Below are 15,332 nucleotides of genomic sequence, written 5' to 3'. Positions count from 1 at the left end.
TCAGTCATTGCCAAAAATAGTTCTCCAAATGCTTCGCCCGTACGTCGGTTGTCAATTATTCATTTTTGAATATTTTGAACAGATTTTTGGGGATTACAGCACTTATGCTCATAGAATTGACCGATTGATGAGACTTTTACTTTTTTTTGGCAAATTTTATGACACCTCAAGAGTTTTTAGAAAAGTTGGCAACAGCCGCAACAGACCCCGAAAAACTGATAGTTTTTGCAGAATACTTGGATACAACTGCCTTGGATCATGCCACAGCCCCAAGATGGAGAAGTCTTTCTTATAGTAACGAAATTGAAATGGCGCTTAAAAATGTAGCTTTTCATCTAGAAGCGCTCGCTGAAGCTGAGTAATACGTAAGGGGGGCAGGAGGCAGGGGGAGTAGGTATTACCTATTACCTATTGCCTCTTACTTTATTCACCAATATATATACCTAAAGACCGAGCGGTTTGGACTAAATCACCTTGAGGATTAACAAGAGAGGGATTATTATCTATCACATCTTGAATGGGGAAAGTGACAACTTTGCCATTTTGCCAAGCTAACATTTGATCATATTGATTTTGGGCAATTAAATCAACTGCAACTTTACCAAACATAGTAGCTGTGAGACGGTCTAAAGCTGAGGGGATACCACCACGCTGAATATGTCCTAATACAGAAACTCTGGTATCAATCAGGTGATTACTACAATTAGCAATTTTTTCGGCAATATATTGACCTTGACCACATTTAGTTCGGCTTCGCTCACTATCAATAGCAGTAGTACAAATAGAAGGATTATCGGCATCTTCTGCACAAACAGATATCCCTTCAGCAACCACAATAATAGCAAATTTTTTTTGCCAACAATCGCGTAATTCGGTCAGATGATGACATATTCCTTGAATAGTATAGGGGACTTCGGGAATTAAAATCACATCAGCACCGCCGGCAATTCCTGAGTGTAAAGCTAAATGTCCGGAGCTGCGTCCCATAACTTCGATAATCATCACTCGGTCATGACTAGCAGCAGTAAAGATCAGACGATTAATAGCATCAACAATTGTATTAATTGCCGTATCAAAGCCGATTGAACGTTCTGTAAAAGCGACATCATGATCAATAGTTTTGGGGATAGCAATTAAATTCCAATTACCTAAAACGGCTAATTGATGAATAATATTTAAACTACCATCTCCACCGACAATAATTAAAGCATTTAGAGCGATCGCTTTATAACCGGCTAATATTTCATCAGCATGGGCTAAAGTATCTCCTTTATTAATACTACCTAAAATTGTTCCCCCCATATTTAGTAAAGGGTCAATCCCGCGTAAATCCCAACCATGTATACTTAACGGCACCGTTTTCCGTTCTAGCAACCCTTGGGTAGCGTAAGGAATCCCCACTACTTCCCAATCAAAAGTCCGTGTGGCATGACTCACAACAGCGCGAATCACACAATTTAGACCAGGACAGTCACCACCACTGGTAAGAATACCAATACGTTTTTTCATTGTTTGTCAGTTGTTAGTTGTCAGTAGGGGCGAAGCATTTGCAAGATAAATTATCGGTCATTGCCAAAAATAGTTCTCCAAATGCTTCGCCCGTACAGTTGTTAGTTGTTAGTTATTACCTATTACCTAACTTTTTGTATAAACTCTACCCGAATCTGGATTATAGGTTTGCAAAGCCTTCATATATTGAGCGCGTTCAAAAGCACTAGGATTAGGACATTTTAACTGGCTCATGGTACCTTGCATTTGCTTGACAGATTCATATTCATGTATTTTCATCCATTCCCGTAGGTCTTTTTCTAAACACTGAATATGAGCAATTCCCTCTCTTAATAATACAGAACACAACATAGTTATATTTGCTCCCACCATCAACATTTTAATCACATCATAGGCATTATGAATACCGCTAGTTGCAGCCAAACTACCCTGAATATGACCATAGAGAATGGCTATCCAGCGCAGGGGTAAACGCATGGCTTGGGGGGTACTTAAAAGTACATGAGGTTCGACTTCTAAATTTTCTAAATTAATATCTGGTTGATAAAACCGATTAAATAATACTAATCCATCAGCCCCGGCATGATCTAAACGTTTGGCGATATTTGCAGTATTAGTAAAGTAAGGACTGAGTTTTACGGCTACAGGAATAGTGACGGCGGCTTTAACAGATGTGAGAATATCAAGATAATTTTGCTCGATATCGTGACTACTTAAATCTGGGTTAGTAGGAACATAGTAAATATTTAATTCTAGTGCTGATGCTCCTGCTTCTTGGATGAGTTTACCATATTTAGTCCAACCACCGACGGAACAACCATTCAAACTGGCAATAATGGGAATATCAACTTTTTCCTTAGCTTTGCGAATATGGTCTAGATATTCTTCTGGTCCGACTCGGAATTTAGCAATATTTGGGAAATAGGTTAAAGCTTCTGCAAAACTTTCTGTACCATGGCTTAAATGATGATCAAGTGCGGATTCTTCTAAAGTTAATTGTTCTTCAAATAGCGAGTGCATAACAACAGCACCCGCACCTGCATCTTCCATTAATTTAATATTATCAATGTCTTCTGAAAGTGGAGAAGCGGAGGGAACTAAGGGAGATTTTAATTCTAAACCTAAATATGTGGTAGTTAAGTTCATAAATTTGGTAATTAAAAACTAACAACTGTACGGGCGAAGCATTTGGAGAACTATTTTTGGCAATGACCGATAATTTATCTTCCAAATGCTTCGCCCCTACTAACAACTGACTCAAAGCTATTTTAATTTTCTTGCAGCTAAATATTGATACATTTGCCAACGGGTATTAACATCTGCTTGGGATTCTTTGAGGAGTTCTTTTGCTGTTTCTGAGTTAATTTTAGTTAACATTTTGAAACGGTTCTCCATGTACATGGAATTTTCTATTGGTATGTGAGGGGTGCGAGAATCGAGTTGTAAGGGGTTTTCTCCCTGTTTAATGCGGTCGGGGTGATAGCGATATAATAACCAGCGTCCAGAGTCTACAGCAGCTTTTTGATTTTGCATGGCTGTACTCATGTTGATACCGTGAGCAATACAATGACTGTAGGCAATAATTAATGATGGACCTTCGTAAGCTTCGGCTTCTAAGAAAGTTTTCAGGGTTTGTTCATCTTTTGCGCCCATTGCTACACTAGCAACATAAACATTACCGTAGGTCATGGCAATTAAACCCAAATCTTTCTTAGTTGTAGGTTTACCACCTGCGGCAAATTTTGCCACTGCACCTTTAGGGGTAGATTTGGACATTTGACCACCAGTATTAGAATAAACTTCTGTGTCTAATACGAGAATATTAACGTTGCGTCCACTAGCAATTACATGATCTAATCCACCATAACCAATATCATAAGCCCAACCGTCACCACCAATGATCCAAACACTTTTTTTCACTAAATAATCAACGAGGGATTGAAGATTTTTGAACGCAGATAAACGCAGATAAACGCTGATAGAATCCTCTTTCATCTGCGTTAATCTGTGTTCATCTGCGGTGATAATTTCTTTTAATTTTCCTTTGAGAATAGCAATTCGTTCTCGTTGAGAGTAAATATCCGATTCGTCTTTTTGTTCTGCGGTGAGAATATCTGTAACTAGAGTTTCACCTATTTGGGGTGCAAGTTGTTGGAGTAAATAAGCTGCAAATTCCGCTTGTTTATCTATGGAAACGCGGAAACCTAAGCCAAATTCGGCGTTATCTTCAAATAGACTGTTAGACCATGCTGGCCCCCTACCTGCGGCGTTTTTTGCCCAAGGTGTGGTGGGTAAGTTACCACCATAGATAGATGAACAACCGGTGGCGTTGGCGACGATCATGCGATCGCCAAATAATTGTGTTACTAATTTAATATAAGGTGTTTCTCCACATCCAGCACAAGCACCAGAAAACTCAAACAACGGTTCTTGCATTTGTTGTTGATTAATATGATTTAACTTTAAATTCCGTCTATCTGGGTTAGGGAGATTTAAGAAGAAATCCCAATTTTCTCGTTCTTGTTCTCGCAATGGTTTTTGTGCTGCCATATTAATGGCTTTTTTGCGCGGTTCGGCTTTATTTTTTGCGGGACAAACATCAACACAAATACCGCAACCTGTACAATCTTCTGCTGCTACTTGAATGGTAAACTTTAAATCATGCCAATCATGTTCTTTGGCATTTGCACTTTTAAAAGTTGCGGGGGCATTTTCTAATTCTTCTGGTGCATATACTTTAGCGCGAATGACACTATGAGGACACACCATCACACATTTACCACATTGAATACAAACGTCAGCATCCCAAACCGGAATTTCTTCAGCAATATTGCGTTTTTCCCATTTAGATGTTCCTGTGGGATATGTACCATCTACAGGTAATGCACTCACAGGTAAATCATCACCTTCACGGACTATCATTTTCCCTAATACATTGCGGACAAATGCAGGTGCAGTATCGGGGATTGAGGACATTCTTATATTTTCTTGTTCCCTGCGATGCACTGAGCTTGTCGAAGTGTTCCCCGTTCCCCGTTCCCTAATTTCATAGAGATTTTCCAAGGTTTTATCAACTGCTTGGATATTCATTTGCACGATTTCTTCGCCTTTTTTACCGTAGGCTTGACGAATAGACTTTTTAATTTGATCTATAGCTTCTTCTCTTGGTAAAACACCGGAAATGGCAAAGAAACAAACCTGCATAACGGTGTTAATATGTCCACCCATTCCCGCTTCACGGGCGACTTTGTAGGCATTAATGACATAGAATTTGATATTTTTGTTAATTATCTCTGTTTGCATTGCAGCAGGTAATTTATTCCAAATTTCATCTTTATGATAATGTGAATTTAGTAAAAAAGTGCCACCAGGAATAATATCTTTCAATATGGGAAATTTTTCTACAAAGTCCCATTGATGACAAGCGACAAAATTAGCTTTAGTGATTAAATAAGTAGAATGAATTGGTTGAGAACCAAAACGCAAATGAGAGACGGTAACTGAACCAGATTTTTTAGAATCATAAACAAAATAACCTTGGGCAAAATTATCTGTTTCTTCTCCAATGATTTTGATAGAATTTTTATTTGCCCCTACTGTACCATCTGCACCCAAACCGTAGAAAATTGCCCTAACTATATTGTCAGCTTCTATATTAAATTCGGGATTATATGTTAAACTGTTATGAGTAACATCATCATTAATCCCCACAGTAAAATGATTTTTTGGTTTCTCCACATCTAAATTATCAAATACCGCTTTTACCATTGCTGGTGTAAATTCTTTAGATGATAAACCATATCTACCTCCCACAACTTTAATTTTGTGAAGTTGGTTTTCTGCCAAAGCTGTAACTACATCTATATATAAAGGTTCACCAATTGCCCCTGGTTCTTTCGTTCTATCTAAAACGGCAATTTTGGAGGTAGTTTGGGGGAGAGAATTAATAAATCTTTGGGTATCAAAGGGACGATATAATCTAACTTTGATAATTCCCACTTTTTCACCTTGTTGATTGAGATAATCTACGGTTTCATGAACTGTTTCGCAACCAGAACCCATGAGAATAATTATTTTTTCTGCTTCTAAATGTCCATGATAATCAAATAGTTGATATTGTCTCCCCGTCATTGCGGCAAATTCATCCATTACCTGTTGAGTAATATCTGGACAAGCGAGATAAAAAGAGTTTACTGTTTCTCTAGCTTGAAAATAAACATCAGGGTTTTGCGCCGTTCCTCGTAATACCGGGTTATCAGGTGTTAAAGCCCGTAAACGATGGGCAATTACTAAGTCTAAAGGAATAAATTTTTGTAAGTCTGGAGTTGTTAATATTTCTACTTTATTGACTTCGTGGGAAGTGCGAAAACCATCAAAAAAGTGTAAGTAAGGTATGCGAGATGATAAAGTTGCTTTTGTGGAAATTAGGGCAAAATCATGGGCTTCTTGCACAGAAGCAGCGCATAACATGGCAAAACCTGTAGTTCTTGAGGCCATGACATCACTATGATCTCCGAAAATGGAAAGGGCTTGGGCTGCAAGCGATCGCGCCGCAATATGAAATACTGTAGGTGTAAGTTCACCGGCAATTTTGTACATATTTGGTAGCATCAACATTAACCCCTGAGATGCTGTAAATGTGGTTGTCAGTGAACCCGTTTGTAAAGCCCCATGTACAGCACCCGCAACCCCCCCTTCACTCTGCAACTGTACCACCGCAGGAACTGTTCCCCAGATGTTCGGTTTTCCCTCACTCATCCAAGTATCAGACCATTCCGCCATCGGTGAAGATGGGGTAATTGGGTAAATGGCAATAACTTCGTTTAGTTGGTAAACGACTTTAGCCACAGCTTCATTACCATCTATAGTTGCAAAGGTTCTCATCTTCATAAGAATACCCGGTAAGTGGGAAACTCAGTGGCTTTAGCCCTGAGAGGGAAACGGCACGAGCGGTTTTAACCGCTGTGAATCTTAAAATTGAAACCAGATTTTTGATTGGAACCTGGAAACCAACTCCCTTGCGGGGTAATGTTAGCTTCGACCTGTTATAAGAGCTTGTTAGGCTGGCAACACTGTTTCAGTGACCTTAAAACTGTTTAATTGCCAGCGACAGAGCAGGGAACTAGCTACGCATTCCAGGGTGTCGTGACTCAAATAACGGCTACCATGAGAGTAAACTCAGGGTGGTCTGGTCAGTACGGCTTGCTTGATTACTCTTGCAAGCCCAGTCCCTTTAGGGCTGGGTTACTGACCTTCCTTTACCTTGAAGAACTACTAAATTTCGGGTAATTGGTGTTTTCCTAGCCCCAAATTCCCTAGTTTTTACATTCAACTGAAAAATCAGCAGAAATTTCCATCTACTAAAATCATAATTATAGGATAGTTCATAGAAAATCCCCCCGTACTAAATTTAGTATGGGGGCTAGATGAGAACAAAATCCCAAATTATTGGTTTTAAGGAATAATTTTCTGCTAAGTTCCTCTAACTTTTGGCGTAGTAATTGAGATAAATCTCTGTAGTTAAGACTATTCACAAAAGACTTAAATATCTGTTTTTGGTTTACTAGCTGTTCCAGGATCTTGACGGTTTTCTTTAATCAATCGGCTGTAAGTCCGCTGGGGAATATAGTGAATTGGATTGTAATCAATACAACGTAAAATCAGCACACAAGCCCAAGAATACCGTCCATCAGCAATAGCTTCAATGATACGATTGAACTGTTCGGGAGCGATGGCACTATGAAAATCGTTCTGAGAAGAAGAAGCTTGATAATTCATAACTAACCCTGATCTAATCTTGTAGGATTGAAAGTTGATAAGTTGTCAGAATTCAGAACAGAAAATCTTTTTAGTCAAGCCTTTTAACTCCTGATTACTGAACTCCTAAATTCTGAATTATAGAAAAAAACCAATGGGATATTTGAGGTAACAGGATTATCTGCCCGTGATATGTAAAGGATTTAATTCTCTTGGTAAATAACTTCGATATCTAAGTCCGAGTATAGCGATAACTTACCGATTAAATATCAACATTATTTGTGGTTATCAGAGAACTTTATGAATTTTCTGTGAGGTTTAGTGAGCAGTGTTATCCATTTAATTAGGGGTGTATCATTGGCAATTGATGATCTAAATAGATTAAGTTCTGAAATTTTTGATTGTAAAGACTGGAAAATTACTAACCACATTACCCTTGTGTTAGTAAAAAATATAGGCAAATTCCTAGCATTTCCTGTCCAACTTGATTGTTTGGTAAAAAATAGGAAATACAGATATTTGGATTATGACACTATTTAAATAGTCATACAACATTGAAATTTTTCCTGGCTTCAGTTTTGTAAATACTCCTTGTGACACTATTATATGCAGAATACTATGTTTTCCCTGTCTGGTACGCCAAATTGGCAATTTGTTACTCTAAATAGTACAGAAAATGTCAGTTCTAAATTGCGTATTAAATGACTATTTAAATACTGTCACAAGGGGGATTTACAAAAATCTAGATAAAATGTACTCGAATGTTGCATGACTATTTAAATACTGTCACAAGGGAGATTTACAAAATTGGAAATAAGAAATACTTCAATGTTGTATGACTATTTAGATACTGTCACAAGGGAGATTTACAAAACTGTAAATGGCATAAAGATATAAATTTATTTTTGGCTATTTTCAATTTTCTGGCTAAATTAGTTACACTTCATCACGAAATGCTCAACGTCTTAAAGTTGTTGAGGATATGAGTATTCAGGTTTTGACGAATTGAGTAATATTTATAGATGTAATATTTAATTCTTGCTGCAATGGACTCTTATAAAAGTGGCACAAGTAAAGTTTACAAAATGGTAATTAATAGCAACAAAGCCAAATTGGTAGTTATTGAGTTGAAATTAGTGATTGCTAAAATTTTATCTATTCCCTGTCATCTAACTAATAGATACTTCTCTATCTATAAGAGGAGGTAAGGGTTCATCCTTTAGCTAGAAGTAAATAATTGAGTAACTTATTTACTATTAACCTGAAATAGTATCTCAATAATCCTAACTTTAGCTAGAGTTTGGTAATGTACAATGTATAAATTAGTGCAAACTATTGTTAACAGTGATGAAAAAAATGTTTTAGGTGACTTTATCTTAGAATTAGGCAAGGATCATAAACGTTACTTTTTAAGAAATGAGATTTTACAAGCTTTTGCAGATTATTGTCACCAATTCCCAAAACCCGCTTATTTTTATCACTCTTCCTCTTTAGGGACATTCATTCAATACACCCATGAAATAATTTTAGATGGTGAAAATACTTGGTTTGTAGTTAGACCAAAGATTGCGAGTCAAGAAGTATGGTTATTAAGCGCGGACTTGACTAAGTTTGAGTTAATGACACCGAAAGCATTATTAGATGTGAGCGATCGCTTAGTAAAGCGTTATCAACCGCACATTTTAGAAATTGATCTCCATCCCTTTTATTCAGCAGCACCAAGAATTGATGATTCCAGAAATATTGGCCAAGGTTTAACCGTTCTTAATCATTATTTTTGTAATCAAGCATTGACAGATCCTGAATATTGGATTGACGCATTATTTCAATCATTAAAAAGATTAGAATATAACGGCATCAAATTATTAATTAGTAATCATATTCATTCAGGTTTGCAACTAACAAAGCAAATCAAACTAGCGTTAGAATTTGTGAGTCATTTATCCCCCCAGACACCATATATAAAATTTAAATTTCATCTTCAAGAACTCGGTTTAGAACCAGGTTGGGGTAATAATGCAGCCAGAGTCAGAGAAACCTTAGAACTGCTGGAAAGACTCATGGATAATCCCGAACCTGCAATTTTAGAAACCTTTGTTTCTCGCATTTGTGCAGTTTTCCGCGTCGTCCTTATTTCCATCCATGGTTGGGTTGCACAAGAAGATGTTTTAGGCAGAGATGAAACATTAGGACAAGTTATTTATGTTTTAGAACAAGCCCGCAGTTTAGAAAATAAAATGCGGGCAGAAATTAAACTTGCAGGTTTAGATACATTAGGAATTAAACCCCATATCATTATATTAACTCGACTGATTCCCAATTGTGAAGGCACATTTTGTAACTTACCATTAGAAAAAGTTGATGGTACAGAAAATGCTTGGATTTTGCGCGTTCCTTTTGCAGAATCTCGACCGGAAATTACCAACAACTGGATTTCTAAATTTGAAATTTGGCCTTATTTAGAAAAATTTGCTCTTGATGCCGAAGCAGAACTTTTAAAACAATTCCAAGGAAAGCCCAATCTAATTATTGGTAACTACAGTGACGGGAACTTAGTTGCTTTTATTCTCTCCCGAAAAATGAAAGTTACCCAATGTAATATTGCCCATTCCCTCGAAAAACCTAAATATCTATTTAGTAACTTATATTGGCAAGATTTAGAAGCACAATATCACTTTTCTGCCCAATTTACCGCTGATTTAATCAGTATGAATGCCGCAGATTTTATTATCACATCATCCTATCAAGAAATTGTAGGTACACCAGATACAATGGGACAATATGAATCTTATAAATGTTTCACCATGCCCAACTTATATCATGTAATTGATGGCATTGATTTATTTAGCCCTAAATTCAATGTGGTATTACCAGGAGTCAGTGAAAATATATTTTTTCCCTACAACCAAACAACAAATAGAGAATCCCACCGTCGTCAACATATCCAAGACCTAATTTTCCATCAAGAACACCCAGAAATTCTCGGTAAATTAGATCATCCTCATAAAAAACCGATCTTTTCCGTTAGTCCCATTACCTCAATTAAAAACCTCACAGGTTTAGTTGAATGTTTCGGTAAAAGTGAAGAATTACAAAAACATAGTAACCTAATTTTATTAACCAGTAAACTTCATCCAGACTTAGGAACAAACTCCGAAGAAATTCAAGAAATAGCAAAAATTCATGCGATTATTGATCAATATCATCTTCACCATAAAATCCGCTGGTTGGGAATGCGTCTTCCTCTCCGCGATATTGCTGAAACCTATCGTGTAATTGCCGATTTTCAAGGGATTTATATTCACTTTGCCCTTTATGAATCCTTTAGCAGAAGTATTTTAGAAGCAATGATTTCTGGATTACCAACTTTTACAACTCAATTTGGTGGTTCATTAGAAATTATTGAAAACCATGATCAAGGATTTAACCTCAACCCCACAGACTTAGCAGGAACAGCCAAAACAATTATCAACTTCTTAGAAAAATGTGAAAATTATCCAGAACATTGGCTAGAAAATTCTCAATGGATGATTGAACGCATTCGCCATAAATATAACTGGAATTCCCACACAAATCAACTCCTGTTATTAACGAAAATGTTTAGCTTTTGGAACTTCATCTATCCCGAAGATAACGAAGCCAGAGATCGTTACATGGAAAGTTTATTTCATCTTCTTTATAAACCTATAGCTGACCATATTTTATCAGAACATCTAAGCAAAATCAGAAATCATAATTAAAACCTGCTTCATCTTAAACTTTGCGTCTTTGCTCCTTTGTATCTTTGCGCGAAACATAAATTTAAATTCTTTATACCTAATCTATTATCATGGATAAAAAAGACCATTTTCGCAACCTTATCTATACAGACTGGATATTAAATGAAACCAAGTTTAATCCTGAATACTTGCATAGCCGAGAAACTATTTTCACCATTGGTAATGGCTATTTAGGGACAAGAGGAACATTTGAAGAAGGCTATCCCCGCGCATTATCAGCAACATTTATTAACGGTGTTTATGATGATGTTCCCGTAGTTTATACCGAACTTGTAAACTGTCCAGATTGGCTACCATTGACAGTTATTATTGAGGGAGAACGCTTTCGCCTTGATCAAGGTACAATATTAAAATATAACCGGAAACTAGACTTACATCATGGCATTCTCAGCCGGTGTTTACGTTGGTGTAGTCCCAATGGTAAAGCAATAGATATCCATTTTGAACGCTTTGCCAGTTTAGCAGATCAGCATATAGTCGGGCAACGTTGCCAACTAACACCAGTAAATTTTGATGGTTTAATTGAAATTCAAGCCAGTATTAACAGTTACTCGGAAAATCAAGGATTCAACCATTGGGAAGGATTAGATCAAGGTAAAATCACACAAGGATTCTGGTTACATAGTCGCACTCGCAACAGCCGCATAGATGTCGGTATAGCGGCAAAAATAACTATTTCGGGAACTGACATAGACTTACAAATTAATACCACACCTGGTTATCCCAGCTTAAATGCAACCGTTGCCGGTCAAATCCAACAGACAATCACCATAGTAAAGATTGTCAGTATTTTTACATCTAACGAAATTGCAGAACCAGTTATAGCCGCTAAAGAAAAGCTCGTAAATATACCAGATTATATAATCTTAATTGATGCCCATGCCCAAGCCTGGGAGCAAGTTTGGCAACAAAGTGATATTATCATTGAAGGAGATATCACAGCAGCTTTTGCAGTGCGTTACAATCTGTTTCAGTTACTAATTGCTGCACTTAGAAACAATAATCACATAAGTATCCCTGCGAAAACCCTATCTGGCTTTGGTTATCACGGACATATCTTTTGGGATACGGAAATTTTTATTCTGCCATTTTTTACCTTTACCCAACCAAATTTAGCCCGGAATTTGCTCAGTTACCGTTATCACACCTTACCAGGGGCGCGACGCAAAGCGGCACATTATGGCTATCAGGGGGCGATGTTTGCCTGGGAAAGTGCGGTGACAGGGGATGAAGCGACACCACGCTGGTCACTACGGAGTGATTTTTATGCCGAAGATATTCGTATATGGTGTCGTGATCGAGAAATTCATATTAGTGCGGATATTACTTACGCCATTTGGTATTATTGGCAAGTTACAGAAGATGATGAATGGATGCGAGATTATGGTGCAGAAATTATTTTAGATACCGCAATTTTTTGGAGTAGTCGAGTTGAATTTAATCCCCAATTAGAATGTTATGAAATTCGCGGAGTTATTGGTGCAGATGAATATCACGAATTAGTTCATAACAACTGCTTGACAAATCGGATGGTACAATGGCATTTAGAAAAAGCCTTAATCATCTATAACTGGCTGCATTCCACCTTTCCAGAAGTAGCCATAAAACTTGAACATAAATTACAAATTACCTCCGAAGTCCTCAATCATTGGACAGAAATTATCGCTAAAATGCTCATTATCCACAACCCAGAAACCGGACTAATTGAGCAATGTGAGGGGTTTTTCCAACTAGATGATATTAACTTAGCCAAATACGAACCGCGAGAAAAATCAATCCAAATTATTTTGGGCATGGAAGAAACCAACAAAGGACAAGTCATTAAACAACCAGATGTATTAATGCTTCTATATTTGATGCGGGAATCTGCCGATTTTCCCTATAATCAGCAAACATTACAGGTAAATTGGGACTATTACGCCCCCCGCACAGATATTAGTTATGGTTCTTCCTTGGGTCCGGCTATTCACGCCATTTTAGCCGCAGATTTGGGCAAATCACAGGAGGCTTACGAATACTTTATGCAGGCGGCAATGGTAGATTTAGAAGATAAACGCGGAAATACCCAAGATGGGATACATGGTGCTAGTGCTGGAGGCATTTGGCAAGCTGTAATATTCGGTTTTGGCGGTATCCAATTTCGGGAAAATGTCCCCGTAGCCCATCCTCACTTACCCCCAACTTGGACAAGACTGAAATTTAAGTTACAGTGGCATGGTAAATGGCACGAATTCGATTTGCGTCAGGAATTACCAAAAACGAGAAAGCCTAACATTCAGGGCGTGATTTTTGACTTAGATGGCGTATTGACTAATACCGCAGAATATCATTATCAAGCTTGGCAAAAGTTAGCAAATGAAGAGGGTTTACCTTTTAATCGAGAAATGAATGAAGCCTTGCGGGGTGTATCTCGTCGCGCTTCTCTGATATTGATTATTGGCAATAGAGAATATTCAGAAGTGCAAATTCAGGAAATGATGTCTCGAAAAAATGATTATTATGTAGAACTAATTCACAATATTACACCCACAGATTTATTACCAGGGGCAGTGGCCTTATTGGATGAATTGCGTCAAGCTGGAATCAAAATCGCCATTGGTTCTGCTAGTAAAAATGCCCGGCTAGTGATTGAAAAATTGGGGATTGGTGGTAAATTAGATGTTATTACTGATGGTGATACTGTCCAAGCCGCCAAACCAGCACCAGACTTATTTCTTCATGCTGCCAACCAGTTAGGAATTCGCCCAAATGAATGTGTAGTATTTGAAGATGCCGCAGTCGGTATTATCGCTGCCAAAGCAGCAAATATGTGGGCTGTAGGCTTGGGACCCCAGGAGAGGGTGGGGGCTGCTGATGTCGTTTTGCCTAGTTTGGCAGGGGTAAAATGGGAGGAACTGATTAGGGCTTGCTGAAAAAGTCTTTTCGTGAGGGCTAGGAGTCAGGAGTCAGGAGTCAGGAGTCAGGAGGAAGAATTAGAAGGAGAGAAGAATAGTCTCAAATTTCAGAAAGTGATAGGTTTTTAATGGTTTCAATCCTTATTCCTTGCACCTAATTCACTTTTTTAACCGGGAAACTCTTAATCTATCTAGGTTTTCGGTTTATTCAGCCAGCCCTAATTAAGAATTTATCAAGCTTCGCATCGCTTCGCTAACACGCAGAGGCGCAGAATCTTAGAGAGTGAGCGTTTGATAGATGTTAATTTCCTAAAAGTGCGCGAACTTCGTTATCTGTGGTTTGGCTAAAATCGTCGTACCATAAACCAATTGCAGACATGACTTCTGGACATTGCAAACAAACTACATCATCCACTTCTAAACGCAATTCTTCACAAGTATTTAGGGGTGCAACTGGAACAGCCACAATAATTTTTGTCGGCTGTTGTTGGTGGATAATAGTGAGGGCAACCCGCATGGTTGCACCAGTAGCAATCCCATCATCTATGACAATAACCGTTTTATTTTTCAGATTAATTGCTGGTTTATCACCGCGATAAACCTGATTCCGGCGCTTTAATTCTCGCAATTCCTGGTTAACAACTTGGGTAATTTTTTCTTGATCTATTCCCAAGGAATCAATTATATCTCGGTTGAAAACAATAATATTTTCCGAAGCAATTGCCCCCATAGCCAGTTCTTTGTGTCCAGGTACACCGAGTTTTCTGACTATGCACACATCCATGGCCGCATTCAAAATTTTAGCAACTTCAAAGGCTACAGGGACACCACCACGAGGCAAAGCTAGTACCAAGACATCCTCAAGGTTACTATATGCTTGTAAATGTTGAGCTAACATTTGACCAGCTTGAATGCGGTTAGAGAATTTTTTGCTCATAAGAATACCCGGTAAGTGGGAAACGAGCGCGGCTTTAGCCCTGAGAGGAAAGCGACACGGGCGGTTTTAACCGCTTTGAATATTTTTTCATTACCGCCTTGGAGTTGAGAAATTCGGGGTACTTTTGTGATGTACTTTCAACGGGACAATTACCGATTCAAATTTTCCAACTCTGTACGCATAATGTTTTGCTCCAAAGAGCCTCCCATTTCTGGGGTAATGTTAGCTTCGACCAGTTATAAGAGCTTTTTAGACTTGCAACACTGTTTCAGTGACCTTAAAACTGTTTAATTGCAAATGACAGAGCAGGGAACTAGTGAAGCAGCGCGGTCTTGGGGGTTTCCCCCATGAGCGACTGCTGAACCCCGAAGGGGCTACGCATTCCGGGGTGTCGTGACTCAAATAACGGCTACCCTTCGACTATGCTCAGGGTGGTCTGGTCAGCACGGCTTGCTT

General features: G+C 38.2%; 8 protein-coding genes. 3 read left to right on the top strand and 5 right to left on the bottom strand.

Translation table 11 applies throughout. The features are described from left to right. Positions 1–158: 158 nt before the first annotated feature. Positions 159–362 carry a hypothetical protein gene (locus tag FJR06_RS23645; RefSeq protein ID WP_015079868.1) on the top strand — a complete coding sequence of 68 codons (204 nt, stop codon included), beginning with the start codon at positions 159–161 and terminating at the stop codon, positions 360–362. Positions 363–423: 61 nt separating this feature from the next. On the opposite strand, the gene FJR06_RS23640 is transcribed toward FJR06_RS23645, so the two are convergent. From FJR06_RS23640 to FJR06_RS23625, 4 genes are all read right to left on the bottom strand, one after another. Next, positions 424–1,509, bottom strand: coding sequence for an ATP-dependent 6-phosphofructokinase (locus tag FJR06_RS23640; protein ID WP_015079867.1), 1,086 nt, complete (start codon positions 1,507–1,509; stop codon positions 424–426). Between the two features lie 126 nt (positions 1,510–1,635). Beyond that, positions 1,636–2,655 (bottom strand): dihydroorotate dehydrogenase-like protein, encoded by a 1,020-nt coding sequence (locus tag FJR06_RS23635; protein WP_015079866.1) that lies wholly within the window; start codon positions 2,653–2,655, stop codon positions 1,636–1,638. Between the two features lie 117 nt (positions 2,656–2,772). Beyond that, on the bottom strand, positions 2,773–6,399 hold the full coding sequence (gene nifJ / locus FJR06_RS23630; RefSeq protein ID WP_168652390.1) for a pyruvate:ferredoxin (flavodoxin) oxidoreductase: 3,627 nt from the start codon (positions 6,397–6,399) through the stop codon (positions 2,773–2,775). A 651-nt stretch (positions 6,400–7,050) separates the two neighbouring features. Further along, a complete protein-coding gene (locus tag FJR06_RS23625) occupies positions 7,051–7,287 on the bottom strand; it encodes a HetP family heterocyst commitment protein (protein WP_015079864.1) in 237 nt (78 codons plus the stop codon). A 1,292-nt stretch (positions 7,288–8,579) separates the two neighbouring features. Between FJR06_RS23625 and FJR06_RS23620 the strand changes: the two genes are divergently transcribed. Both FJR06_RS23620 and pgmB read left to right on the top strand, forming a co-directional pair. Then, a complete protein-coding gene (locus FJR06_RS23620) occupies positions 8,580–11,006 on the top strand; it encodes a sucrose synthase (protein WP_015079862.1) in 2,427 nt (808 codons plus the stop codon). 89 nt (positions 11,007–11,095) lie between these two features. Further along, a complete protein-coding gene (pgmB, locus tag FJR06_RS23615; RefSeq protein WP_168652389.1) occupies positions 11,096–13,957 on the top strand; it encodes a beta-phosphoglucomutase in 2,862 nt (953 codons plus the stop codon). Between the two features lie 283 nt (positions 13,958–14,240). Here pgmB and FJR06_RS23610 read toward each other — a convergent pair whose 3' ends face one another. Continuing rightward, entirely contained in the window at positions 14,241–14,876 is a 636-nt protein-coding gene (locus tag FJR06_RS23610; RefSeq protein ID WP_168652388.1) for a phosphoribosyltransferase, read from the bottom strand. Positions 14,877–15,332 lie beyond the last annotated feature (456 nt).

This window comes from Dolichospermum sp. UHCC 0352, from assembly GCF_009711925.1.
In the GTDB taxonomy this organism is placed as follows: domain Bacteria; phylum Cyanobacteriota; class Cyanobacteriia; order Cyanobacteriales; family Nostocaceae; genus Dolichospermum; species Dolichospermum lemmermannii.
The sequence above is the reverse complement of the archived record's forward strand: the minus strand, read 5'-3'. Positions and strand labels throughout refer to the sequence as shown.